The following is a 24,245-nucleotide window of genomic DNA, read 5'->3' as shown; positions in this document are numbered from 1 at the left end:
GAGTCGGGTTGCTTTTTTTGTTATTGGACCAAGTAAGATGATGAAAGCGATGCGCGGAGAGCTTTATCTCCTATTTGCTACCCTGTTAGCTGGGATTGGATGGATTGCATCTAAGCTGGTGGTGTTAGAAATGCCTGGGCCAGTGTTCATTGGTGTGCGATTCTTCGTCGCGAGTTTGATTCTTTTGCCATTTTGTATTCATCACATTCGTAAGCTTTCGCTTAAGCAGATACTTTCTCTTTGCGGCGTTGGCTTGTTGCTGTCAGCTTCATTGCAAGTATGGGTATTTGCGGTATCGATGACGGAAAGTTTGTCGGAAGGAGCGTTTATCATGAGCTTAGCCATGATCATCGCGCCGTTTGTCTCTTGGATTATATTTCGAGTTAAGCCTAATCGCGCCTTTTGGATGTCATTTCCAATTGCGATTATCGGTATGTTGCTACTGACCCTAACTAACGGCTGGCATGTTGAGCAGAGTCAGATCTATTTCCTATTAGCATCGATGTTGCTTTCGGTTCACTTTGTCATGAATAAGCGAGTGATTACTAATATCAAACCTATAGCTTCAATTTGCGTTCAGCTTTTTGTGGTGGGTGTTAGTGGGTTAGCGTTTGCTTCGATGACCACTCAACCAGAGTTTGAAATAACTCAAACCTTAATATTCTGGTTTATCGTCTCAGCGGTTGTCGCGACATCGATCCGTTACTTATTGCAAACTGTCGGTCAGCACTCCGTGAACATGGAAGTGGCGGCATTGATCATGATTCTTGAGCCGGTGTGGACATTGTTATTGAGTGTCAGCGTGTTGGGAGAAACGGTTGAGATGCAAAAGCTACTAGGCGGAGCGGTAATTATTGGTTCGTTATTTTGTTATATCAAATGGTCGAGACGAAAATAAAACACTCGGCGCAAGGCCGAGTGCTCGTTGGTTGTTAGCGCATGTTTATAGCTCATTAAGCATGTACTAGCAGTAAGCTCCGGTCACAGTAAGATCAGATTGCTGCGACCATCTTTTGAAGTAGCTTGATCATCTGCTGTTGTTCTTCAGCGTCCAACTCATTCATCAGTTCTTTGTTTAAACGAGTAGGGATTGGAATCAACTGTTCTTCGAGTGCTTTCCCTTTTTCCGTTAAGTAGATTCTGAAAGAACGACGACTGTTTGGATCGGCTCTGCGTTCAACCAGCTCAAGCTTTTCTAGCTTGTCTAGTGTGCGAGTCGTCGTTGAATTCTCGACTTTGGACTTTGCCGCGATATCACGCTGAGTAATACCTTCCTCTTCCCATAGGCACATCAAGGTTGGCCAGAGCGCAATGGTTAAGCCATGTTCTTTCAATTCTGTGTCGAAATCTTTGCTCGCTTTATTGGCGATCACGTTGATCATCCAACCAAAGCTATTTTGCCTATCAAATTCTTGTGACATCCGTCAGTACCTAATTCTTACGATGACATTACAACTATTGTCATCGTAACTAATACCGATGCAATTAGCACCAACATTGCTTCGTTATTTGATAAAAAAGCGAATTGACTGCTAATTTTGAATTAATCGCGAATCGTGACCTTGGTGATCATAATATCTTCGCAAGGTACATCTTCGTGTCCCCAGCGAGTGGTCGTTGGAGCGACAGCAATCTTGTTGACCACGTCCATGCCTGCCGATACTTTGCCAAACACTGCGTAACCCCAACCTGCGTTGCTGGTCGCGGTATGGTCAAGGAAATCATTGTCGTCAAGGTTGATAAAGAACTGCGCCGTTGCTGAGTGTGGTGCGTCTGTACGAGCCATTGCCACTGAGCCAATCACGTTCTTTAGTCCACGATTTGCTTCATTGACGATAGGTGCGTGTGTTGGCTTCTCTGTCATGTCTATAGTGTGTCCACCACCTTGAATCATGAAACCCTCAATTACACGGTGAAATGTGGTGCCTTCATAGAAGCCTTCTTGGCAGTATCTAAGGAAGTTTTTTGAACTTACTGGCGCTTTCTCAAGGTTAAGTTCAATTTCGATGTCGCCAAAGTTAGTGGTCAGAATAATCATAAAGGTGCCCAATGTTCGAGTACTAATATTTTGAGTACTACAGAGTAGTGGATGACGTAATAGGGTGCAGTATATGAGAAATAACGACGGATGCCAGTGAACAGTGATTCTGACGTGTATTCAAGGGCGATCTGAATGATCTTCGAGCGTGCGTTGCGCGCTCACTTCACTTGTATAGACAAGAAAGCCAACGAACAGGTCGCTGGCTTTTGAGGTTTTAAAGATTATTGCTTTTGATTAAAGCGTTAGAAGGTAATTTACCAGCTGGTTGTACTCTTCGTAGCTCTTGATTTGATCCGGTTTTACGATGTATTTGTTGTTAACTAATACGCCTGGAACGCCAGTTAATGTGCTCGCATCAAACTGCTTATCAAAACGCTTCTGCATTGAGTTAACTGCGAAACCGTTGTAGGCCGCATCAAACTTCTTCGCATCGATACCGTTATCAATGAAGATCTGGCGCAGTTCCGCTTCGTTTCTTGGAGTCTGTTGCTTCTCGTGAATTTTGGCGAACATTGCTGGAACCATATTGTCTTCAGCGTCGAGTGCAATCATGGTCGCGTAAGCTTTTGCCATAGGCACAGCCATGTCGTTGCCCATAAACACTACGTGCACTTTTTGAAAGCTTGCTGACTCTGGTAGATCTTGTTTAAGGAACTCAATGACGCCTTCAAATTTGTAGCAATGAGGGCAGTAAAACGAGAAGAACTCGGTAACGACGGGTTTATCTGCTTTCGCTACGTCGAGGATCTTGTAGTGAGTACCTTCTTCAAACTGAGCGGCATTAATTGAAGCGCTCATGATCAGAGCTGCGAATAGGCTAAATAGCTTTTTCATGTGTTATTTCCTAAATTTGGATGTCATTGTTTACAGCGATAGAGCTGTATTAGTAATACGTTGGCAAGCGTTGCCAAACAGGGACAAACAATTAAGAAATAGGAGGGCGATAAGGAGCTTGTGGCGACATGATTGCCTTGTGTGAAGGCTCTTTCTCGATCAAAGCCAATGAACCAATTTGGGTATCAAAAGACTCTGACACAATCAACGGTGGCATTTTAAGTAAGCATACAGAGCCACAGCAGTGGTGTTCTACATTGGGTTGCGCGCTGGAATATGGGAATGAGTCACTGGTGTCGAACGAGAGATCGGTTTTCTGCGATAAGGTTGATAGATTTTGAGTTACCTGCATAGCATTGGCGTTCGCGATACTGTCCACACTGATGGTGGCCACTAACATAGCGAATAGCATAAAAGCATGTACCCAAATTTTGCTTATCAACTTTGGCATGAAATATTGGTCTTTGTGTCCGAACTAAGGTTGGTATGAATCACATTCTGCAACCGCTAAACAAGAAAGCGTGAAACGAGCGCATGATACATCACTCGTTTACGCATCTCTAATTAAACCCAACAAAACTTAGCAGAGCTCAACTTTTATTAAGCTTGGTACTGTTTAAGGAACATCTCGACGCTGGAATTAATGATTATTTGTTTGTGCTGCTTATCCGGAGAGGGCGCGTGACCAATGATCTGTGGCCAAAATGCAAAAGATTTCAGCAGGGCGATAAACTGAGTGGATGCAAACAATGGGTCGAGTTCAACCAAACGACCATCAGCCAATGCCGCTTTTATCCAAGTCGTCAGGCCGCTTTCTGCTTGAGAATATTTTTCCATCGCTTGATGCGCGAGTTCTGCGTTATGAAAATATTCAGAGAACAGTACGCGAGATAAGTCGATGAAACCTTCAGACTCGAGAAGCTCAAGTTCTTGGTTGGCTATAGAGGTAAGTTGTTCATCTAGCGGTTGTTCGGCTTGATAGGGGAACTGAGTCGCTGCGAGTGTTTTGCTCCAAATGCTGTCTAAAATCTCATCCAGTAGCAGTTCTTTACTCGCAAAGTGATTGTAAACCGTGCGCTTTGATACTTCCGCGCGGCTCGATATTTTATCCATGCTGGTGGCTTTATAGCCATGCTCGGTAAACTCTGCGATGGCAGCGGCCACGATAGATTCGCGTTTTCTTTGGCTTAGTGTTTTTTTTACCGTCATCTGGATATTACTCAATATGTCGCGGTTAGCATTGCATACTCTAATTTTACACCAGTAAGTTTACTTTTAGAATACCAATCAGTGTATTGGTAATTAGCACGCTAGCACCTGAATCGCTTTGCAATGCACTGCGGGTGTCATAGAATCGAAAACGTATTCGAATTTTATTGATATCAACGGAAGAGAATAAACAATCAATGAGTAGTATTTTAGAGTGTATTCGTACAGTTGGACGAGGGGAAAGAGGTCGTAAGCCTTTGTCGTTCGAACAAGCCTACCGTATCATGGATGAGTATTTAAGCGGAGAGGTCGGTGACGACCAAATGGCTATGCTACTGATGTTGATTCGTGTGCAGAATGAAACCAATGAAGAAATCGCAGGCTTTGTAAAAGCGTTTCAATCTCGAGTGCCAGACTTAGGTGCTGATATCGATTGGCCGTGTTATGCAGGTAAGCGTAACGATAACGCCAGTGGAAAGCCTTGGAACCTGTTGGCAGCAAAAATTCTAGCTGACAACGGCTATAAAGTATTAATGCATGGCTACATGGACAAACCCAGTGGTCGTACGCATGCCGAAACGCATTTAGAATGTGTCGGCGTTCGCAGCGCGCAAGATCCGCAAGACGCAAAGCAGATTCTAGAAGCCGATGGTATTGCTTACTTGCCTTTGGCGAACTTCGCCCCACAAGCTCAAACTATGATTGGTTGGAAACATCGTTATGGACTGAGAACTCCGATTAATACCGTTGTTCGTGCATTGAACCCTGGTGGTGGACGTTTAGGCTTGCGTGGCAGCTTTCACCCTGGATTCCCACAGCTTCATGCAGAAGTTGAGCATGTGATTGGCAATAAATCCCACTCGGTGATTTCATTTAAAGGCATGAATGGCGAATCAGAATACAACCCCAAGGTAAGCCAAACTGTCTGGATGAGTTCTCCTGAAAAGGTGGAATCTTTCTACTGGGAAGGCACGATGAATGCTGAGCTGCCTCTACCTTCTGAATGTGTACTGGGTACACCGGAAGATGAGATGGAGCTGATGGCGAATAGTGTTGTGGATAGTATGACGGCGATTTTATTCGCAGAAACGCACGATAAGGCTGAAGCTTACTCAAAGGCAGCGCGTTTGTGGGAAGCCTATTGCACTCGTTAGTAGCTACTAGCCAGTCGTTAAGAGCTAGCAAATAACGTATAGCGATTGAAATCGTGAATGAGAAGGTCAGCGAATGCTGGCCTTTTTCGTATATTTACCGTGGTCGGTATTCGCTGTTGAATTAAGTAGGCAATCATTGTCAAGGTGATTGCCTACTCATAACATGTTATTCAACGGTGTTCTGTGCTGTTGACCATGCTGCTTAAGCTTGCCGAACAAGACATGCGTTATGAGTGCGCTATTTTAGGAATAGGCCGAAGTCGATCTCTTGTTCTCTTCCGTATTTAACCAGTTTCACTTTCAAGTTGTGTTCTGCTGCAAGATCAATAGCTAAGTTAGACATGCGCTTTATCTCATTAAAACAGCTTGAGATTAGGGGCTTTTCTTGGTTGTCGACAGTAGCGATAAGTGTGTTCTCTGTACCTTCGTTGTCTGCATAAACATACGCGTACATGTTGTTGTCGTGTTGCATAAATTACCTAAGTTGAGCTTTTTATTATTAGTGTGATGAAGGTTACAGTATTTATGTATTCAGGCTAGCTTATGGGAGGAATCAAAGGTAAGAGTTTGTAAGCGGTGTTTAAATTTTTGCTTCATAGGCATGCGTGCAAGCCTTTTGTTACCTCGTTTTTTGCTTTGGTAGGTTTTGCCTATCAATAAAATTGTTGAAATCCATTTAGTAAAATCAAGATTTTAGACAACAATTAAGGTAACACGATAGAAAAATCGATAACAAAACGTATTTTAGGGAGAACGCAATGCATTCTATTAAAGTGAAAGATTACATGACGCCGCAGGTTGTGACATTCACTCCTGATATGCCGTTAAGTCTCGCGTTAGACAGAGTAATGCGCAGCCATCATATGGGGGGTCCAGTCATTGATGATAATGAACAAGTGATTGGTTTCCTTTCTGAACAAGATTTACTCGAGAAGTTAGTGAAGGTGAGCTATTTCTGCCAAGACACGCATATTGTAGGTGATTGTATGTACCAAGAAGTTCTCTCGGTATCACCAGAATTATCCATTATTGAATTGGCAGATATGATGCAAGTTGGAAAACCCAAAGCTTATCCAGTACTCGATAACAAAAAGCTAGTGGGAATGATCACTCGAACCGATGTTTTGAGAGCAATCGGCAAGAACTTAGATGAATGCTTTAAACATCAGGTATAGTTTTAAACATCATGTATAGTGGTGTGTTAAGAACGATTATTTTTCTCAATACCCTCAATTGAAAAGGCGCACTAGCGCCTTTTTTCTTTGTCGAGCTTTTCTTGGTGGATCTTTTTTGTAGATCCCTAGTTTGTGGCTGACTAGCTTATAGAGCTTTATTTTGTGGTGTTCCAACTTTTGGAGGTTTCATGTCAAATCAAACTGCGAAGTTTGTAGAAGGTTCAACGATGCGCCACATATTGGTGATGTCGGGGGCTGGCTCTGTTGGTTTGATGGCGTTATTCGTGGTCGATTTACTCGATATGTTGTTCATCAGTATGTTGGGACAAGTCGAATTGGCCGCGGCTGTTGGTTTTGCAGGCACACTGACATTTTTCTCTACCTCCGTTTCGATCGGTACTTCTATTGCTATGGGTGCGTTGGTTTCCAAAGCTATTGGTTCAAAGAATCAAGAACACGCTCGAAACCTCGCCACGAGTATTATGCTGACTGCTTTTGTCATCAGTTTGACGATTACTGCGGTGATGTTCGCCTATATCCCAGAGCTACTTGCTGCGATTGGTGCAAAGGGGGTTGCCGCAGAGCGGGCGCAAGCTTACCTGCAAATCTTATTGCCAAGCGGGCCATTTCTAGCGCTAGCGATGGCTGCGGGTGCAGGCTTGAGAGCTGCAGGTGATGCCAAACGTTCGATGTGGGCGACCTTGTCGGGCGGCATTGTTAACGCGATTCTCGACCCTTTGTTTATTTTTGGTTTTGGTTGGAACATCGAAGGGGCGGCTATCGCTTCTGTCTTTGCTCGTTTTTCGGTACTCTTTTTCTCGCTTTACCCTTTGATTCGCAGTCACCAGCTGGTGGCTCCCCCTTCTTTTGTACAATGGCGCATTAATATTCGACCAATATTGGCTATTGCGCTGCCTGCTATTATCACCAATACCGCAACGCCTATCGGTAATGCGATTGTAACGACGGGGATTGCACAATACGGAGAGGATTTTGTCGCGGGCTTTGCCGTGATAGGTCGTCTGACGCCGGTTTGTTTTGCGGTTATCTTTGCTTTGTCTGGCGCTGTGGGCCCTATTATTGGGCAAAATTTTGGTGCAGAACGAATGGACAGAGTAAAAGAAACACTCAACAACTCATTGTTGGTTACTACGGCGTACACCATCGCCGTTTGTATTCTCTTATACTTTGTCCAAGACTATGTGATCCAAGGCTTTAGCCTACAAGGTGATGCAGCAATTATTGTTGCCGCATTCTGTACCTATGTGGCGTTAACCTTCACCTTCAACGGCGCACTGTTTGTTGCCAACACGTCTTTTAATAACTTAGGTAAACCGCTTTACTCGACAGCACTGAATCTGGGTAAAGCCACTCTCGGTACATTGCCGTTCGTTTACTTAGGCTCGCAATGGTATGGCGCATTGGGTGTGCTGTATGGGCAAGCTTTGGGCAATGTTTTGTTCGGAATACTCGGTACCCTAGTGCTTCGCTATCATATTGCCGAGCTTATGCAAGGTTCCCAAGTTGATCCTGTAGAAGACGATGTGTCGATAGTCAGCTTGAATACACAACCATTCTGTTCACATGATGCCGTTCTTATTGATGATGTATCGGCGAACAGAGAAGAGTGTAAAGAGCTCAAGTCGCAATAACAGCGACACTCCAATATAGATTAGTTGGTTTGTAAATTTCTTCTTGGTCTTGGACAATTTGTTCTTGACCTTGGAGTAGTCTCCAAGGTTTATACTTTTGTTGTACTTAAGGTTCTGTTGCTCATGAGTGAGCAATAACCTCAAGGCTTTTGAGTATTAAGGAGATACATTATGTGCGCAAAACACGCAGCGTGCCGCTCAACAAAAGTGGACGTTCAACCACAAGCGACTGGAGCAAGTTGCTCTAGCCCTAAAATTTCAAGCATTACCGCAGCAGGTACTTCATCTTCATGTTGCAGCTCTTCTGCTACTGCGTCTTCATCGTCAGGAGATGATTGTTGTGGTTCAGACAGTGGAGAAGAAGACAGTCAGTCCTCTACTCAAACTTTAAATGCCCAATTTTCTAAAAGTTGGTTGGTCTCAGGAATGGACTGCCCAGCTTGTGCTAAAAAAATAGAGAAAGCTGTTAGTAACATTGAAGGTGTTATTCAAGCCAAAGTTCTCTTTGCCACCGAAAAGCTAGTTGTGAAATTCGACAATGAAAGTCTTGCCGACACCATTGAACAGGTCTCTATCAAAACGGGCTTCCCTCTTTCGGAAGTTGGTTCTAAAAAAGAAAAACAGCACCCCGAGACTTTTTGGCAAGCTCATATCCAACCTAATTTACAAATTATAGCGATTGCAGCCGCAATGCTCTTCGCAGCACTGTTGAAAAGTACTTCTCCTCAACTAAGTGAAGGTTTGTTTACCGTAACCTGTTTGCTTGGTTTGTATCCAGTGGCCAAGAAAGCAGTTCAGTTGGCACGTTCAGGTACGCCGTTTGCAATCGAAACCTTAATGAGTGTTGCCGCGCTCGGTGCTTTATACCTTGGCGAAACCGCTGAAGCTGCGATGGTTCTGTTACTGTTTTTGATTGGTGAGCGTCTAGAGGCATTTGCTTCATCAAGAGCAAGAAGTGGTGTTCAAGCCTTAATGGCATTGGTGCCAGAAAATGCCACCAAGATTATCAACGGCGACCGTGTTGACGTTGCAGTAAGTGAACTTGCTCCTGGTGACGTGATTGAAGTGGCGGCGGGTTCTCGTTTACCTGCTGATGGTCAACTTATTACCGACGCTGCGAGCTTTGATGAAAGTGCGCTAACGGGTGAGTCTGTTCCTGTCGAACATATAGCAGGCAACAGCATTATGGCTGGTGCTGTGGTGGTCGATAAAGTCGTTCGCATCACCATCACGTCAAAACAGGGTGAGAACGCGATCGACCGTATTCTTCACTTGATTGAAGAAGCAGAATCTCGTAAAGCACCGCTTGAACGTTTCCTCGATAAGTTTAGCCGCTGGTACACACCACTAATGATGTTGGTGGCTCTGTTGGTCATCATCACCCCACCATTGCTGTTCGCGCAGCCTTGGGAAACCTGGGTTTACCGAGGTCTAGCTCTATTGTTGATTGCTTGTCCGTGTGCGTTGGTTATCTCGACACCTGCTGCAATTACTTCTGGTTTAGCAGCAGCGGCGAAACGTGGCGCATTAATTAAAGGCGGCGCGGCACTAGAGCAGTTAGGGAAAATTCAAACGATTGCCTTTGATAAGACAGGTACGCTGACTGAAGGTAAGCCTCAGGTTACGGATATTCAACCTCTATCAGGTTGGAAACAAGACGCGATGCTTCGTGTAGTTGGGGCGATTGAAGTTGGTTCGACTCATCCTTTGGCGCAATCGCTTGTCGCTAAAGTTAAAGAGCTGAATGTTGAGATCCCTGAGTCACACAACAAGAAAGCGCTCATTGGTAGCGGTGTTGAAGGCGATGTCGATGGTGTTAAGTATCAGGTTTTATCACCGTCTAAAGTCACGTTCGCTCTTGGATCCGATGTGGTTTCTCAGGTAGAAGCATTAGAAGGCGAGGGCAAGACGGTTGTGGTTGCTCTTGAGCTTAAAGATCTAGAAGAGTCAACAGAACAAGCTACGACTGTGATTGGTTTGATTGCTTGGCAAGATACGTTACGTAGTGACGCTAAGCTTACGATTGAACGACTTAATGACTTAGGTATTCAATCAATCATGCTTACTGGTGATAACCCGCGCAGTGCGGCCGCGATCAGCAGCAAAATTGGTATGCAATATAAAGCGAGCCTGCTTCCAAGTGACAAGGTGTCTTATGTTGAAGAGTTATCTCAACAGTCACACGTTGCTATGGTCGGTGATGGCATCAACGATGCGCCAGCAATGAAAACGGCGAATGTAGGTATTGCTATGGGTGGTGGTACTGATGTTGCGCTTGAAACGGCAGATTCAGCACTGACTCACAACCGTTTAACTGAGCTGCCCGCGATGATTGAATTGTCGCAAGCGACTATGAATAACATTCGTCAAAACGTAGCACTAGCGCTCGGTTTGAAAGGTGTGTTCTTGGTGACCAGTTTGCTTGGTATTACCGGGCTTTGGGTTGCCGTTCTTGCAGATAGTGGCGCGACAGCTCTGGTGACACTCAACGCACTGCGCCTGCTTCGCTTCAAGTCTAAAGCGGATTAAGTTCAGCTCTCAGACATAGACGCTCTTAATTTTAAAAGCGTCTTATATAAAAAGCATCTCGCATAAAAGCGCCTTTAGCGGTCATACGTTAAAGGCGCTTTTTGTCTCATTAGTATGCAACGTAGCCGTTCGGATTGCTTATTTTTGTGATGCCAATCGGTTTTTCGTGAAACCTGAAATGTTGTTGCGATCATTGGTGTGATGTTCGTCACTTCATTTCATTGTGAGCTTGGTTAGAGTGTGTTCGTACCCCACGAATTTACTATGAGCTTAAATAAGGGTAAAAAGCCCAATAAGCCAAAAGGAGCGAACTATGTCTCAAGCTGTTTTCCACTTAGGTGTTACTGAAGCAGATCTTAACGGTGCTACTCTTGCGATCATTCCTGGTGATCCTGCTCGTGTGCAAAAAATTGCAGAAGAGATGGAGAATCCCGTATTTCTTGCGAGTCACCGTGAATACACGCTTTACCGCGCAGAGCTAGACGGTAAGCCAGTTGTTGTATGTTCAACAGGTATCGGCGGCCCATCTACTTCTATCGCAGTTGAAGAGCTTGCTCAGCTTGGCGTTCGTACTTTCCTACGTGTTGGGACTACTGGTGCGATCCAACCTCACGTAAACGTGGGTGACATGATTGTCTCTACGGGTTCTGTTCGTCTAGACGGCGCTAGCCTGCACTTCGCTCCTATGGAGTTCCCAGCAGTTGCTGACTTCGAAGTTGCTACAGCAATGAAAGCAGCAGTTGAAGAATCAGGCGCAGCAGTTCACATGGGCGTAACTGCTTCAAGTGATACTTTCTACCCAGGTCAAGAGCGTTACGACACGTTCTCTGGTCGCGTGGTTAAGCGTTTCCAAGGTTCTATGCAAGAATGGCAAGACATGGGGGTTCTTAACTTCGAAATGGAATCTGCAACGCTACTAACAATGTGTGCAAGTTCTGGTTTGAAAGCAGGTTGTGTTGCGGGTGTGATCATCAACCGTACTCAAAAAGAGATACCTGATCACGAGACACTAAAAGTAACGGAAGCGCGCTCAATCAAAGTGGTTGTAGAAGCTGCTCGTAAAATGCTTTAAGTCTTAAAACGACTTCAAATTTTGAAAATGGCCACATCGAATGATGTGGCCATTTTTTTGCGTGTTTACAAGTCCTTTGAGCCTTTTACCTTGCGAGCTTTAGACTTTGCAAACGTGGACCTTGTGAGCTCTAAACCTTGTGAACATCTAGATGTTGTAAAGTTTAGACCTTGTCAATACGGGCGGGGTAGTGGATATAAGTCATTTACTACGATTGGCATAATAGTTACGGGTACAAAAAAGGCGAGTGACTTTAACGGTCATTCGCCTTTTTGTTTTTTGAGAATTCGATATGTTCGAGTTTCTTAAATTAGCACTCTAAATCTTCATCACCACCGGCAGCGGTAAACCATGCCGCGAGATGTGTTTTAAGATCTTTTAATTCGTCAGGGCCAATCAATGCAAGGCCAAGATCTTCTGCTCGAGTGATGTCATTATGACGAAGAGGGCGGAAGCTCACCAACATTGCACGGGCCTGTAGGCCTCCTAGCAGGTCTCTGAGCGATTCCAGCTTGTACAAGGTATCATCGCCATCATCTCGCATACCTTTGGTCTTACACTCGATGATGTGCAGCTTATTGTTCACTACAGAAGCAACATCAAGCTCATTACGAACCTCACGCTCACCGAGTTGACGATAAACCTGAACATTCAAAGAGCGGTCTTGAATGGTCGGCATGTCATCTTGGATCTGCTTAACGGTGCTATGAACCAATGTCTCAAGCCATTCGCCGTTTGAGAAGCGTCGCGCATCTTCATTGGCAAACGTCAAAATACCATTGTCATAAGTGGCAATCTTAGCTTCAACCAAATCGCTCAACAGCATGTTCAGCTCGCGATAACCTTGTTGCTTCTCAGACAAGCCCACATCAAGCCTCTGTTCTTTACGGCAGGTCGTTGCAAGGTAGTTCAATGTAGCAAGGCCTGGGCCTAATTCTAATGCGTTACTTGCCCAACGCTCACCCAGTTCATAAAGTTTTTGGTCAAGTTGCGGAGAAAGTTGTACATCGCTGAATTCACCACGAGCACCGAATACCGTTAAGTAGTCATCGATAGTGATGCGGTCTTGAACTTGTGCGTCTTCTTTCCCATTCGGGTAAAGCCAGCACAGCTTGTCACTGTTTGGTTCAACAACAAAGATTGGCCAGTGGTAAGTACGAAATACTTCGTAGACAGACAGTAGGCGGTGACGAAGGCCACAACTTGCGTTGAGCTTCACTTCTTGTCCCCGAGCTTTTAAGTCTTCAGCAAGGTTTTGGATCGATTCTTTAATTGCAGAGGTGTTTACGATAGTTGGAATCTCGAAAAATTCACTCGTAATATCACGCTTCTGCAAAACGCTGTCTAAGCGTTGATAGATACTGATTTGATTTTTGTCACCGATGAACACGATGTGAGTGCTGATCGTTCGGTTGTCGAGTAGTGGGGTGATCAACCGAATGGGGTCTTGATCGATAATGCCAACATGAACAGCCATATAAATTCCTTAATAGCGGCTCGCTCATAAAGGTGAAAGAAAAACGGGAAGCAGCAAGCCTTTATAATCATATAATGACAAAGCTCATAAAAAACAAGGGCAACCCTTGATAAAAGTTGCCCTTGTTCAATTAGTTATCACTATTGGGTGAGATATCCCAACATTTCAGGTGAATATCTATTGGTTCTTCGTTTACTTATAGCTTGAATTGATGAACTAAATCGCCTTGCTGGTTTGCCAGAATTGTTAGGTTTTGGCTTGCCTCTGCAATTGATGACATCGCTTGATAACTCTTATCAGCAATCTGGTTGATGTCTTCAATGTTACGCGCGATATCACCCGAAGTTTCACTCTGCTCAGCCGCGGCTTGAGAAATGTGCGTACTCATTCGACTGATTTCTAGAATCAATGCCTGAATTTCTTCCATAGCACTATTAGCACTTGAAGCTTGTTGAACCGACATATCCATATCGCTCATGCAGCTTTCAATCACATTGCTTGCTGTTTTAGAACTTGATTGTAGGTTACTGATCATGGTCTCAATTTCAGACGTCGATTGAGTTGTCTTTTGTGCCAGTACTCGGACTTCATCTGCAACTACAGCAAATCCACGGCCTTGTTCACCTGCGCGCGCGGCTTCGATTGCTGCGTTGAGTGCAAGTAGGTTGGTTTGATCTGCAATACCACGAATAACATCGAGGATAGAGCCAATCTGGCTACTCATTTGTTGTAGCTCGCCTACAGCACCCACGGATTCAGTCAGGCGCACCTCAAGTTGATTGATGGTACTGATGTTGGTGTTCATGACCTGACGACCTGATTCAGAAGCCGATTCTACTTGTTGAACCATAGTTAACGAGCTTTGCGCGCTGTTTGCTACTTCTTGTACAGAGTGAGACATTTGTGTCATTGCCGTTGCGACGGTTGCTGTTTGTTCACGCTGGCTGTTCAATTGAGCCTGTGTCTCAGAAGAGGTTTTTTGGTTTACGCTTGCAGTATTGGTTAGGTCATCTGAAGCGTCATTCAGTTTCACCAGAATATTGTGCAGGTTGTCGGCTAAGGTATTGATGTGACGGCTTACTCGGCTGAATTCGTTGTCGTATCGAATATCGATACGCTGAGTCATATCTCCTTCAGTCAGGCCTTCTAATGTACCTAGGATACGCGTTAGTGGCTCTCTTACACTATGTGCAATGTGGTAACCAATTGCTGCAGCGAATACGGTGACAACAATGCCAATTGCAATCGCTTTGAATAGACCGTTGTCGTAGATGCTGCTCGCATCTGCTAATGATGAGTTGAGTTGCTCTTCCGCTGTGACGTTGAAAGAATCCAGTACCGCCATTGCTTGGTCGACTTCAACGGCTAGATTAGCAATGTTGATGTACAAGGCTTCTTTCGCTTTCAGATAGTTATTATGTTTATCTAAAACACCGCCTTTTTGTCCCACGTCTTTGGTGAAGTTTTTAACCGATTCATCGAAAACATTTTTTATCGCAGGCAATTGTGTCGCTAAGCCACGGTACGCGTAGTTTAGGTGGGTAACGGCCTTTTTGTTTTGGTTGACGGCTTTTTGTACGAAGGCAACATCAGAACTTGCTAGTGCATCAGAGGTAATCACCTCGGCGTCTTGTAGTTTAATAAAGTAGCTCTTTGCCATCACTTTTACAGAGATGCTTTTTTGGTCGGCAACGTACTCTTTCATGCCAACGGTCAATTCTGAATGTAAGCGTTGGAAATCACGTGATGCTTTTTGTACTTGCTCTTGCGCCTCAAACATAGCGATATAATTGTTCATCGCTTCATCTGCTTCGGTGAAGTAACGTTCTTCCATCGCTCTTAATTGCGTGATGCGCTCAGTGAGCGAGGTATTGTCTTGGCTTGCTGTTTCTAGGCTACCTAGAACTTCAGAAAAAGCGTTTTGTGATGCAGCAAACTCTGTACGCATTGCAGACATACGCTCAGAATTTTGTGTGGTTAAGAAGTCTTTAAATGACTTGTCAGCGGAAAGTAATTGGACACTTGTTTGGTTTGAAAGCGCAACCAGCGGCAATGAGACTTTTGAGACGCTCTCAAAATTGCTATGTATCTGATTCATGCTGCTCATCATGATGGTTATCGTGACTGCGAACATGATGATGATCAGTGCGAAACCAGCGTACATACGCTTGATCACAGATCCCTTCATGACTTTCTCCCTAAATAAATGTGGACCTAATACCAGGTCAAAACAAAACTAACAAAATTATCAGGATTCTATTGAGCTCGGCTTACGCATTTTATGACGCACACGTCAAAAATAGCCCTTTGTCCTAGCCAATATGCTGTTCTTGAGAGGTAAGGCGTGTTTTTTTTGATTTGAACGGTGTTTTTTATTATGCTTTAAAGCAGGTTTATTGTGGTTTGATGCGGCATAGCGCATACTCAAAGCATTAAAAAATAAATGTTTTATCGGAGAGACACATGGCTGAAGAAACCATTTTTAGTAAGATCATCAATAAAGAAATCCCAGCAGATCTACTATACCAAGACGATTTAGTAACCGCATTTCGCGATATTAACCCTCGTGCTCCTAGTCATATTCTAATTATTCCTAACAAGCTGATTCCAACAACAAATGATGTTGAAACGGAAGATGAAGCAATGATGGGACGTATGTTTACTGTTGCTCGTAAGTTAGCAAAAGAAGAAGGCATTGCAGAAGATGGCTATCGTCTTATTGTGAACTGCAATTCTCACGGTGGCCAAGAGGTTTACCATATTCACATGCATTTGGTTGGTGGCCGCCCGCTTGGTCCGCTTTTAATGAGTTAATTAAAAGGCTAATAAGCTAACGAAACAGTTAATGATCTCGTTAATACAAGTTAATGGTTAATTAACATAAACAGCGAGTTGGAAAATTTGTTGTTTGTATGCCAACTTTTAGTTTTATCTGTTGTCTGAATATCGGCTTCGCTCAGGCAGAGCTAATTAAGCAAGGGATTACCTTGCTTAAGATCCTTTTTACAACGTGTTTCGTTTTGATAATGAGACTAGGGTCTGTTGATCTTTCGAGCTGATTTTTGCAGCACTTTGTGGGAAATTTCTACAAGGCAGAGGCTTTGAAGTGTAGCTAGCCTACATGAGAAGCTGATAACGCAGTAGAAATGAACCACAAAGACTGCCCGAAGGGTTCGGCTAGAATCGTTTTATGCTTTGTTAAGAAGTATTAACTTAGAATGACTAGGCTACATACTCCTTGCCGCGCCTAAAACGATTCTATCTCGAACAAAATTTAACCACGAAAGGTCAACAGACCCTAACAAAGTTGGCATTTTAAACATGCACGGAGACGATAAGTGAAGCACCAGTTTAGATTCGCTTCCATTGCCCTGCTATCGGCGTTGACAGCGGGTTGTGCGAATATGTCGGCAGGGAGCCTGTTCAGTCATTACAGCGCGCAAAACAAAGAAATTTACCAAGCAGTCAAGTCTGGGGATTATTCAACGGCTCAACAAGAGTTACCAGATTACGTAGCAGGTGACATTCTTGATAACTTTGAAAAAGGTAGAATTAATCTACTTGATCAAAAATATCCTGAGAGTAAGTCGTCGCTCGAACTGGCCGATCAGGCAGTAAAAGATCAGCAAAGTAAAGCGGTGATCTCTGTATCAGACAGTGCAACCAGTGTCGGCGCGTTGGCTGTGAATGACAATATTACCGAGTATGTGCCAGCCGATTATGAGTTGGGCTTTCTGCATTTATATCTTGGTTTGAATTATTTAAAGAAAAATGACTTAGAAGGTGCGGTGATCGAAATGCGTCGCGCTAACCAAGTTCAGGAACAGGCCAAGAAACAACGTGAAGCTGAGTTAGAAAGTGCTGCAAGCGATGCAAAATCTCAAGGGTTGTCTGCCAACGTGGGTAGTATTCTTGCGAATTATCCTGATGCGGGTAAAAAGCTGCAATCTGTGCAAAATGCGTATTTGATGTTTTTGTCTGGTCTGCTTTACGAAGCATCTAACGATCTGAACAGCGCTTATGTGGACTATCGACGTGCTTTGGCCATCATGCCAGAGAATCAAGAAATCATCGATAGAACCATGGCAACAGCTGCTCGCTTAGGCATGCGACAAGATTTAGCAACACTGAAAAAGCGCTACAAACAGTCATCTAAGTTAGGGGCAAGCGAAGGGCGAGTAATTGTGCTTCAAGAACAAAGTGCAGTTCAAGCGATGGACAGTTGGCGATTAGATTTACCTATTTATGACAGTCGCGATCAGGGCGCAATATACTCTCTGGCGCTGCCATATTACCCGCGCCAAAACGTAGAACGTTTTTCTGCGCTACGAATCAGCGGGCAACCGTTGTCTGAGCATTTGATTACGGATGTGAATGCGATGGCGCAGAATGATTTATCTGAACGTATGACGAGCATTGTTATTCGCCAAGCGTTACGTGTGGTCGCGAAAGACCGCATCCGTAAAGAAGCAACTCAAGGTAACGATGTCGGTAACATTTTGTTCAATGTCTGGAATGCATTCACGGAACAACCAGACACTCGAAGCTGGCAATCTTTACCTGCGGAAATAAAGACCAGCACGTTTGTAGCAAACAGTGGTCAATATACGTTAGAAGCGGGCGCTAAAACGTATGACTTTGATATTCGAGAAGGGCAGACCACTTTGGTGTGGATTTCTCGACAAGGAAACAATGCAACAATGTGGCATAAACAGCTAGGGAGGCTGTAATGAAAAAGTGGTTAGTGAGCTTAGCAGCGGTTATGGTTCTGGCTGGTTGTGCTGATAATACAGCTGGCGTAAGGGTAGATAGTCAAACTCAGAACGTTTTCTTTGGTGATAAGGTATTGGGTAGCCGCTTACAGGTTGAAGATATCCGTACTGACCTCGTCGACGGTCATACGCGAGGAATCGTGCGTTTAAACAGTAACTATAAAGGCGATCAACATATCCTTTATCGCTTTTACTGGTACGACGATGCTGGTCTTGAGGTCAACCTAAAGCAAGGCCCTTGGAAGCAAGCGATTGTTCGTGGCTTTGAAAGTATTTCGTTGTCGGAAGTGTCGGTAAATCCGAAAGCGACTCAGTTCAGAGTTCAGTTCAGAGAGCAGTAAACTTTCGTTTGGAACCGCTCATATTTAGAGTGGTTCCAAGCTTTCTAGCAAAGACGAGATAGAACGGGTCTAAGGATTCGAAAATACAAAAATTTAAGAGAGTGGGTAACCCCACTTAGTGATTAGTTAAGGAAACAAAATGAAAAAGAGTGTCATTGCGCTACTAGGTTTAGCGGTTATTTTAGGCGGTTGTTCAAACAAGGTAAGCTACGGTGATGCACAATCAGTAGAAACCACGACAATCGATTTCGGTTCAACTGACCTTCAAACGATTGCGGGCGAAATGGTCGATAGCATGATGGCGTCTGGTTCTGTGTCTTACATTACTCGTGAGCAACGTCCAATCGTGTTCGTAGAGCGAATCAAGAACAAAACAAGTGAGCACATCGATACTGAGTCAATCACTGATACCATCAGTACTAAAATGCTGAACTCTGGTAAGTTCCGTTTCGTTGATATGGACCGTGTAGAGTCTGTTCGTGAACAATTGAATTTCCAAAATAACGATGAGCTTGTAAATCAAAGCTCAGCAATCCAATTTGGTAAAATGGTTGGTGCTCAGTACATGTTGTACGGCAACCTATCAAGCATCGTTAAGAAAGCGGGCAGCGACGAAGACGTATACTACAAAATGACCATGCGCCTAATGGATCTTGAGTCTGGCTTGATTGAATGGGCTGACGAAACTGAAATCCGTAAGCAACAATCTAAGAGCTTGCTGGGCTTTTAATTAAGTTTACTTGGCTTCTAATTAGCTTACTGGGTTTTTAATTTAGCTTATTGAGCTTCTTAAATGGTTTAGTGTGCTATCAACTTGGCTTAGTCATGCCTCAACGCAATACATGTTATTTGCTGTGATTGGTATTAATGAAGAGGCACTGGCTTTTGGTCAGTGCCTTTTTTGTAGGGAAATTAAGACGTTTATAGGGCAGTTAAGACGTTTATAGGGAGTAAATATGGCGATTTTTTCTTGGTCTGAAGCAAAGCTTCTTGATACCAGTTTGAGTTCTCTTGATGGCTACTTTTCTGAGCCTCCAATCAGAGCACAGACACTGACAGGTGGGTTGACTAATCGATGTTGGAAATTGGTTTTAGCCGATGGCACCGCGTATGTTTGGCGTCCAATTACCCCCATCACCAAAGCGTTCTTCATCTCTCGCCATGAAGAGTATCAAGTACTGTCTGCTATTGAGCGCCTAGATATCGGCCCAAGTCCGATAGTGGTCAATGAGCAAGGCTTATTGGTTGAATGGATCGCGGGTGAGACGTTGTACGAAGGACTCGAGCAGGATGATTTACTGAAGACGCTGATCTCGGTGCATTTGGTTAATACTGCGCGACTGCCGCTCCAACCGTTCAGTTATACGGCTCGAGTTGACCACTACTGGCTTCAGCTTGATGCGGTTCATAAGACTGAAACCTGCACTAAGATTTATCAAGAGTGGCGCGTGGCTCCAAGTATCCCAAGTGTAGGCCTGTCTTTGTGTCATTTTGATCTCGGTGGCTATAACCTTGTGAAGAATCAAGATGGGATTAAGATCATTGACTGGGAATACGCAGCGCTAGCAGACCCAAGGCTTGATCTTACGCTGACTATTGCTGTTGCCCGATTACCAGTTACAGAAGCTGTTAATAAGTACTGTCAGCTAAGAGGTATCCATGATCCCCAATCGTGGCTTGACGGAGTAGAAGCCTGGTTACCAAGAAGCCAAATGATGGCAATGCTGTGGTATTTACTTGCTCATCAGCTATGGGGCGATGACAGTTATCTGCGTGAAGCAGAGGCTCTTAGTCACACTTTATGTAGCTATGATCACGTTTAGGAAGTGAAAAATATAATTTCAGGGGTCTTCCCTTTAAAACCTTGTTTTTCGTGTTAGATTGATCAAAACGTACCAATATTCAATGGGGGAGGTACAATGATTATCTATCTACACGGCTTCGACTCAACAAGCCCGGGCAATCACGAAAAAATACTGCAGTTGCAATTCATTGATGATGACGTTCGTTTCATCAACTACAGTACTTTGCATCCAAAACACGATATGCAGCATTTGCTAAAAGAAGTGCATAAAGTGATAGAGCAATCCGATGATCCACATCCAATCATTTGTGGTGTAGGTTTGGGTGGTTTTTGGTCTGAGCGTATTGGTTTCTTATGTGGGATTAAGCAGGTGGTGTTCAACCCTAATCTGCACCCTGAGAACAACATGGTAGGTCGAATTGATCGCCCAGAAGAGTACGAAGACATCGCGACTAAGTGTGTCGCTCAGTATCGTATGAAGAACAAAGGACGCTGTTTAGTGGTGCTTTCTCGTGAAGATGAAATTCACGACAATACGAAAACAGCTTCTGCTCTAGAAGATTACTACGAAGTTGTCTGGGACGAAAAAGAGAGTCATAAGTTCAAAAAGATCTCTCAACACTTACAGGCAATGAAGGCGTTTAAAAACGCTTAAGGATTACCGTCATTTTATAAAATAGCACTCAATTGAGTGCTGTTTTTTTATCCAAATTAGCAAACGCTGCCCGAAGGGTTCGAGCTGAGCGATCCCGTAAAAAGCGTTTTACTCTTTGTTGAGGGAGATTTGCTTAGAATGACTAGGCTACTTCCCTCCTTGCCGTGATTAAAATGCTTTCATATCGAACGAAATTCAACCGTGAAAGGTCAATGCGCCCTAGTCATATAGATTTTATCGATGAGTTTGCGCAAACGTTAACTAATCAGTCACGAATCCTCATTGTGGGTAAGGATTTTTGTTGCGGTCATCTTTTTGCTATATATAATGTTCTAAAGCAAAATATTTTGATAAATGTCAAAAAAAATTGAGAGCGAGTGATAAAACTTGCCCATAATTTGTGCTCTGCCTCTCAGGTAGACACCTTTTTCATCCACGTGAGCAAAGTGACAAACCAATGTTTGTTGCTTGTAATCCCTCTAACTACTCAGTGAGCTGTTGTTACTTATTATCACAGTCATCAAATAAGCCACAGCCTTTGGAATTAAGGCCGAGTAGATACATAGAATTTATCGGTTGGAGTAATCGAGCCGAACCCCATTTATTCATTTTGTAGAGGATTGTCATTGTGACAAAAATTATCGTAGTAGGCGGCGGTGCTGGTGGTTTAGAACTAGCAACTAAGCTAGGCCGCACTTTAGGTCGTAAGAAACGTGCCCAGATTACTCTGGTAGACCGTAAAGCAAGCCACCTATGGAAACCATTGCTTCATGAAGTAGCTACTGGCTCATTGGATGAAGGTGTTGACGCGCTAAGCTACCGCGCACACGCAAAAAACCATTGCTTTGATTTCCAAATGGGCAGCCTGAACGATATCGATCGTGAACGTAAAGTAATTGCGTTGAGCGAGTTGACTGATGAGCACGGTGAGTTGCTGATGCCAGGCCGTGAACTTGAATACGACATTCTTGTGATGGCGTTAGGTTCAACGTCAAACGACTTCAATACCCCAGGTGTTCGTGACAACTGTATTTTCCTTGATAGCCCAGAGCAAGCACACCGTTTCCGTACAGAAATGAACAACCAGTTCTTAAAGCTGCACGCTAAGAATGGTCAAGGTACAGTAGACATCGCGATTGTTGGTGCTGGCGCGACAGGTGTTGAGCTTTCTGCAGAACTGCACAACGCAGTGAAAGAGCTTCGTACATACGGTTTTGGCGACCTAGATTCAAGCAAGCTGAACGTTAACCTTGTTGAAGCGGGTGAGCGTATTCTTCCTGCTCTTCCTCCTCGTATTTCCAGCGCAGCACATTCTGAGCTAACTAAGCTTGGCGTCAACGTGCGTACAACGACAATGGTTACACAAGCTGATGCTGACGGTCTAACGACCAAAGATGGTGAGAAGATCCCAGCACAGATCATGGTATGGGCTGCGGGTATTAAAGCGCCAGATTTCATGAAAGATATCGGTGGTCTTGAGACGAACCGTATCAACCAGTTGGTTGTCAAAAACACGCTGCAAACTACGCTTGATGACAACATCTTTGCTATCGGTGATTTGGCGCAATGTACACAAGCGGATGGTTCGTTTGTTCCACCACGTGCGCAAGCGGCTCACCAAATGGCAAGCTGCGCATTTAGCAACATCATTGCTAAGCTGAACGGCCGTGACCTGAAAGACTACATCTACAAAGATAAAGGCTCACTGGTTTCACTAAGCCGTTTTTCTACAGTAGGTAGCTTGATGGGTAACCTGACTAAAGGTTCGATGATGGTTGAGGGACGTATTGCTCGTGTGGTTTACATCTCTTTGTACCGCATGCATCAGATGGCACTTCATGGCTTAATCAAAACATCACTGATGATGTTGGTTGGTCGTATTAACCGTGTCCTTCGTCCAAACCTAAAGCTTCACTAATCAGGTAAGCCTTCTAAGGTCATTACGCTGATAATAAAAAGAGCTCTTCGGAGCTCTTTTTCGATCGTGTCGAGTACGTGTTATTTCGAATTGTTACTCTATTAAGCGATTAAGATAATGGAGGTAACACAGAATAAACCACGCCATCTTTCGGTTTACCGTTAAAGATAAAGCGATTCTTTGCAATGGCTTCACGTTCAGCGCCACATTTCTCGATCAGCTTTTGGCTGGGTAGGTTCTCTGTATCGCAGACAATCTCCAAACGCGTCAACTTGAGCATTGCGAAGCAAAATTCAAATAGGGCAAGCATTGCTTCTTTCGCTATCCCTTTTCTCTGAAATTGATCACCCACCCAATAACCTAAACTTGCCATATTAAAGGTGTGGTAAAGCTCATTTATGGCCACCATGCCGACTAACTTTTCGCTTTTTCGTTCGAAGATACCAAAGCCAAACGCATCGGCTTTAACCCAGTTTAAGCGAGTCGCAAGAATGAATCTCTCGGCCTCGACGGTCGAAAACTCGTCGTGGCACCAGTCGAGCCATGGCAATAAACTCGGGGAGGATTTAACCAGCTGCGAAAACTCTTGAGCGTCTGAGGCTTCAATGATTTTTAGGTTGAGGTGTTGAGTATTTATCTGAAAGTCAGGGCTCATAAGAAATACCGAATTACATGTAAGTACTGAACAAAGGATTCAGTGCAGAATAAAGATAGATAGCACTTAATAAAACGCCCTCACTAGGAGGGCGGATTGAATTACTTATATAATTATAGCCGAATCGGCAAGTAACTTACTGCGCCACGCGTCGAACTTGAATAACCATTCCAAGAAGTGGGTGGTCAAGGTAGTGAGTTTCTGTACTGCGCATACGACGTTTTTGGTCCATGCGGTAGCTCTTAAGAAACTCTTGGACTTCAACCGTCGGAGAAATCTCCGTTAGATTACCCACTTGCACGTTACTTTCTGTACCACTTACAGGTGAATCTAGCTCGATTTGTTGCTCTTGTAGAGTCACTTCACGAACGCTCGGCGCTTTCAAATCCAATGTCGTTTCAGCGTATAGATAGTGCTGAACGTAGATTTGCAGCTTGCCGTCTAACTCGTAAAGCGGCTTATCGATAGTCTCTTCTTGAAAACCATCAGTATTTACTGCTGTTACTACACCTTTCTCAGAACCGTCGGCATTAAACTGTTTGGAGAAGTCTTTACCGGCTTGAATGTGGAAAACCGGTGCCGAGCTTTTGCCTTGGTCGCCTTGACGCCAAGCGGTATGCATCAGAACTTCAAAGCCTGCGTGTTTGCGTAGCTTGTCTTTCTGAGGTGTTAACTTGTATTCCGAGTAAGGCAGCATCTGCACGCCTTTCTTCGCTCGGTATTGGGTATCTTGAAATGAACCTACGCGCTCAAGTGAAATCTGAGGCTGTGTGTTTGGCCAAGATTCATTCACTTTTTCTGCATCAACAGCACGCTTAAAAATGATCACTTCTATATCAAATTGTCTCTGCGCCAAACTTGGCAGTGAGACGAACAATAGTAGCAGTGGGATCAGTCTTTTCATTTTTACTCCGTCTTCCAGCCGAACTACCGGCTGGATAATTTATATGTGCAAGT

23 protein-coding genes and 1 pseudogene are annotated in these 24,245 nt (G+C 44.1%); 13 read left to right on the top strand and 11 right to left on the bottom strand.

Annotation, left to right across the window (positions count from 1 at the left end; all coding sequences use genetic code 11):
• Positions 1-37 precede the first annotated feature (37 nt).
• The gene (locus OCV30_RS10465) at positions 38-898 is read left to right on the top strand and encodes a DMT family transporter (protein ID WP_065679601.1); all 861 of its coding nucleotides are present in this window, start codon (positions 38-40) and stop codon (positions 896-898) included.
• A gap of 94 nt (positions 899-992) precedes the next feature.
• Here the strand turns inward: OCV30_RS10465 and OCV30_RS10460 are convergent, their stop codons facing one another.
• From OCV30_RS10460 to OCV30_RS10440, 6 genes and pseudogenes are all read right to left on the bottom strand, one after another.
• On the bottom strand, positions 993-1,421 hold the full coding sequence (locus OCV30_RS10460; protein WP_017101603.1) for a MarR family winged helix-turn-helix transcriptional regulator: 429 nt from the start codon (positions 1,419-1,421) through the stop codon (positions 993-995).
• A 17-nt stretch (positions 1,422-1,438) separates the two neighbouring features.
• Positions 1,439-1,543 (bottom strand): annotated as a pseudogene (locus OCV30_RS22950) (cytochrome b/b6 domain-containing protein); the annotation flags it as partial.
• Complete coding sequence (locus tag OCV30_RS10455) at positions 1,544-2,038, bottom strand: peptidylprolyl isomerase (RefSeq protein ID WP_009847172.1); 495 nt, start codon at positions 2,036-2,038, stop codon at positions 1,544-1,546.
• 237 nt (positions 2,039-2,275) lie between these two features.
• Positions 2,276-2,875, bottom strand: a complete 600-nt coding sequence (locus tag OCV30_RS10450) for a thiol:disulfide interchange protein DsbA/DsbL (RefSeq protein ID WP_065679602.1) — start codon at positions 2,873-2,875, stop codon at positions 2,276-2,278.
• Between the two features lie 91 nt (positions 2,876-2,966).
• Positions 2,967-3,326, bottom strand: a complete 360-nt coding sequence (locus OCV30_RS10445) for a hypothetical protein (protein ID WP_065679603.1) — start codon at positions 3,324-3,326, stop codon at positions 2,967-2,969.
• Between the two features lie 149 nt (positions 3,327-3,475).
• On the bottom strand, positions 3,476-4,084 hold the full coding sequence (locus OCV30_RS10440; RefSeq protein WP_009847169.1) for a TetR/AcrR family transcriptional regulator: 609 nt from the start codon (positions 4,082-4,084) through the stop codon (positions 3,476-3,478).
• A gap of 197 nt (positions 4,085-4,281) precedes the next feature.
• Between OCV30_RS10440 and OCV30_RS10435 the strand changes: the two genes are divergently transcribed.
• On the top strand, positions 4,282-5,238 hold the full coding sequence (locus tag OCV30_RS10435) for a glycosyl transferase family protein (RefSeq protein WP_032499386.1): 957 nt from the start codon (positions 4,282-4,284) through the stop codon (positions 5,236-5,238).
• A gap of 238 nt (positions 5,239-5,476) precedes the next feature.
• On the opposite strand, the gene OCV30_RS10430 is transcribed toward OCV30_RS10435, so the two are convergent.
• Complete coding sequence (locus OCV30_RS10430) at positions 5,477-5,710, bottom strand: hypothetical protein (protein WP_012604416.1); 234 nt, start codon at positions 5,708-5,710, stop codon at positions 5,477-5,479.
• A gap of 286 nt (positions 5,711-5,996) precedes the next feature.
• On the opposite strand from OCV30_RS10430, the gene OCV30_RS10425 reads away from it, so the two are divergent.
• The 4 genes from OCV30_RS10425 (at position 5,997) to udp (ending at position 11,666) form a co-directional block, all read left to right on the top strand.
• A complete protein-coding gene (locus OCV30_RS10425) occupies positions 5,997-6,413 on the top strand; it encodes a CBS domain-containing protein (RefSeq protein WP_009847166.1) in 417 nt (138 codons plus the stop codon).
• Between the two features lie 188 nt (positions 6,414-6,601).
• Positions 6,602-8,065: an MATE family efflux transporter gene (locus OCV30_RS10420; protein ID WP_065679604.1), complete on the top strand. Its 1,464-nt coding sequence runs from the start codon at positions 6,602-6,604 to the stop codon at positions 8,063-8,065.
• Between the two features lie 171 nt (positions 8,066-8,236).
• The gene (locus OCV30_RS10415) at positions 8,237-10,594 is read left to right on the top strand and encodes a zinc/cadmium/mercury/lead-transporting ATPase (protein ID WP_012604415.1); all 2,358 of its coding nucleotides are present in this window, start codon (positions 8,237-8,239) and stop codon (positions 10,592-10,594) included.
• Between the two features lie 313 nt (positions 10,595-10,907).
• Complete coding sequence (gene udp / locus OCV30_RS10410) at positions 10,908-11,666, top strand: uridine phosphorylase (protein WP_009847163.1); 759 nt, start codon at positions 10,908-10,910, stop codon at positions 11,664-11,666.
• A 310-nt stretch (positions 11,667-11,976) separates the two neighbouring features.
• Here udp and OCV30_RS10405 read toward each other — a convergent pair whose 3' ends face one another.
• Both OCV30_RS10405 and OCV30_RS10400 read right to left on the bottom strand, forming a co-directional pair.
• Entirely contained in the window at positions 11,977-13,143 is a 1,167-nt protein-coding gene (locus OCV30_RS10405; protein ID WP_009847162.1) for a DUF1887 family protein, read from the bottom strand.
• Between the two features lie 196 nt (positions 13,144-13,339).
• Positions 13,340-15,331: a methyl-accepting chemotaxis protein gene (locus tag OCV30_RS10400; protein ID WP_009847161.1), complete on the bottom strand. Its 1,992-nt coding sequence runs from the start codon at positions 15,329-15,331 to the stop codon at positions 13,340-13,342.
• 275 nt (positions 15,332-15,606) lie between these two features.
• Here OCV30_RS10400 and hinT point away from each other — a divergent pair, with 275 nt between their 5' ends.
• The 7 genes from hinT (at position 15,607) to OCV30_RS10365 (ending at position 22,633) form a co-directional block, all read left to right on the top strand.
• Positions 15,607-15,957 (top strand): purine nucleoside phosphoramidase, encoded by a 351-nt coding sequence (hinT, locus tag OCV30_RS10395; protein ID WP_012604413.1) that lies wholly within the window; start codon positions 15,607-15,609, stop codon positions 15,955-15,957.
• A gap of 524 nt (positions 15,958-16,481) precedes the next feature.
• Positions 16,482-17,873: a COG3014 family protein gene (locus OCV30_RS10390; protein WP_012604412.1), complete on the top strand. Its 1,392-nt coding sequence runs from the start codon at positions 16,482-16,484 to the stop codon at positions 17,871-17,873.
• Positions 17,873-18,256, top strand: a complete 384-nt coding sequence (locus tag OCV30_RS10385; protein ID WP_065679605.1) for a YcfL family putative periplasmic lipoprotein — start codon at positions 17,873-17,875, stop codon at positions 18,254-18,256. Before OCV30_RS10390 ends, OCV30_RS10385 begins: the two co-directional genes overlap by 1 nt.
• Positions 18,257-18,395: 139 nt before the next feature.
• Positions 18,396-18,986 carry a penicillin-binding protein activator LpoB gene (gene lpoB / locus OCV30_RS10380; RefSeq protein WP_009847157.1) on the top strand — a complete coding sequence of 197 codons (591 nt, stop codon included), beginning with the start codon at positions 18,396-18,398 and terminating at the stop codon, positions 18,984-18,986.
• A gap of 226 nt (positions 18,987-19,212) precedes the next feature.
• Positions 19,213-20,079, top strand: a complete 867-nt coding sequence (locus tag OCV30_RS10375) for a phosphotransferase (RefSeq protein ID WP_017096884.1) — start codon at positions 19,213-19,215, stop codon at positions 20,077-20,079.
• 96 nt (positions 20,080-20,175) lie between these two features.
• Entirely contained in the window at positions 20,176-20,715 is a 540-nt protein-coding gene (gene ycfP / locus OCV30_RS10370; protein WP_012604408.1) for an alpha/beta hydrolase YcfP, read from the top strand.
• A 628-nt stretch (positions 20,716-21,343) separates the two neighbouring features.
• Positions 21,344-22,633 (top strand): NAD(P)/FAD-dependent oxidoreductase, encoded by a 1,290-nt coding sequence (locus OCV30_RS10365; protein ID WP_012604407.1) that lies wholly within the window; start codon positions 21,344-21,346, stop codon positions 22,631-22,633.
• A gap of 109 nt (positions 22,634-22,742) precedes the next feature.
• Here the strand turns inward: OCV30_RS10365 and OCV30_RS10360 are convergent, their stop codons facing one another.
• Entirely contained in the window at positions 22,743-23,288 is a 546-nt protein-coding gene (locus OCV30_RS10360) for a GNAT family N-acetyltransferase (RefSeq protein ID WP_012604406.1), read from the bottom strand.
• 136 nt (positions 23,289-23,424) lie between these two features.
• Positions 23,425-24,192: a peptidoglycan binding protein CsiV gene (locus OCV30_RS10355; protein ID WP_065679606.1), complete on the bottom strand. Its 768-nt coding sequence runs from the start codon at positions 24,190-24,192 to the stop codon at positions 23,425-23,427.
• Positions 24,193-24,245 lie beyond the last annotated feature (53 nt).

The sequence above is a fragment of the Vibrio atlanticus genome (assembly GCF_024347315.1).
Lineage (GTDB): Bacteria > Pseudomonadota > Gammaproteobacteria > Enterobacterales > Vibrionaceae > Vibrio > Vibrio atlanticus.
This window is presented reverse-complemented; position numbering and strand designations above follow the sequence as displayed.

Bases quoted from the DNA above. Each gene is read 5' to 3' on its own strand.
- OCV30_RS10360 (WP_012604406.1), bottom strand. From the start codon at position 23,288: ATGAGCCCTGACTTTCAGATAAATACTCAACACCTCAACCTAAAAATC.
- OCV30_RS10435 (WP_032499386.1), top strand. From the start codon at position 4,282: ATGAGTAGTATTTTAGAGTGTATTCGTACAGTTGGACGAGGGGAAAGA.
- OCV30_RS10405 (WP_009847162.1), bottom strand. From the start codon at position 13,143: ATGGCTGTTCATGTTGGCATTATCGATCAAGACCCCATTCGGTTGATC.
- OCV30_RS10420 (WP_065679604.1), top strand. From the start codon at position 6,602: ATGTCAAATCAAACTGCGAAGTTTGTAGAAGGTTCAACGATGCGCCAC.
- OCV30_RS10430 (WP_012604416.1), bottom strand. From the start codon at position 5,710: ATGCAACACGACAACAACATGTACGCGTATGTTTATGCAGACAACGAA.
- OCV30_RS10400 (WP_009847161.1), bottom strand. From the start codon at position 15,331: ATGAAGGGATCTGTGATCAAGCGTATGTACGCTGGTTTCGCACTGATC.
- ycfP (WP_012604408.1), top strand. From the start codon at position 20,176: ATGATTATCTATCTACACGGCTTCGACTCAACAAGCCCGGGCAATCAC.
- lpoB (WP_009847157.1), top strand. From the start codon at position 18,396: ATGAAAAAGAGTGTCATTGCGCTACTAGGTTTAGCGGTTATTTTAGGC.
- udp (WP_009847163.1), top strand. From the start codon at position 10,908: ATGTCTCAAGCTGTTTTCCACTTAGGTGTTACTGAAGCAGATCTTAAC.
- OCV30_RS10440 (WP_009847169.1), bottom strand. From the start codon at position 4,084: ATGACGGTAAAAAAAACACTAAGCCAAAGAAAACGCGAATCTATCGTG.
- OCV30_RS10425 (WP_009847166.1), top strand. From the start codon at position 5,997: ATGCATTCTATTAAAGTGAAAGATTACATGACGCCGCAGGTTGTGACA.
- OCV30_RS10385 (WP_065679605.1), top strand. From the start codon at position 17,873: ATGAAAAAGTGGTTAGTGAGCTTAGCAGCGGTTATGGTTCTGGCTGGT.
- hinT (WP_012604413.1), top strand. From the start codon at position 15,607: ATGGCTGAAGAAACCATTTTTAGTAAGATCATCAATAAAGAAATCCCA.
- OCV30_RS10355 (WP_065679606.1), bottom strand. From the start codon at position 24,192: ATGAAAAGACTGATCCCACTGCTACTATTGTTCGTCTCACTGCCAAGT.
- OCV30_RS10455 (WP_009847172.1), bottom strand. From the start codon at position 2,038: ATGATTATTCTGACCACTAACTTTGGCGACATCGAAATTGAACTTAAC.
- OCV30_RS10375 (WP_017096884.1), top strand. From the start codon at position 19,213: ATGGCGATTTTTTCTTGGTCTGAAGCAAAGCTTCTTGATACCAGTTTG.
- OCV30_RS10445 (WP_065679603.1), bottom strand. From the start codon at position 3,326: ATGCCAAAGTTGATAAGCAAAATTTGGGTACATGCTTTTATGCTATTC.
- OCV30_RS10465 (WP_065679601.1), top strand. From the start codon at position 38: ATGATGAAAGCGATGCGCGGAGAGCTTTATCTCCTATTTGCTACCCTG.
- OCV30_RS10415 (WP_012604415.1), top strand. From the start codon at position 8,237: ATGTGCGCAAAACACGCAGCGTGCCGCTCAACAAAAGTGGACGTTCAA.
- OCV30_RS10460 (WP_017101603.1), bottom strand. From the start codon at position 1,421: ATGTCACAAGAATTTGATAGGCAAAATAGCTTTGGTTGGATGATCAAC.
- OCV30_RS10450 (WP_065679602.1), bottom strand. From the start codon at position 2,875: ATGAAAAAGCTATTTAGCCTATTCGCAGCTCTGATCATGAGCGCTTCA.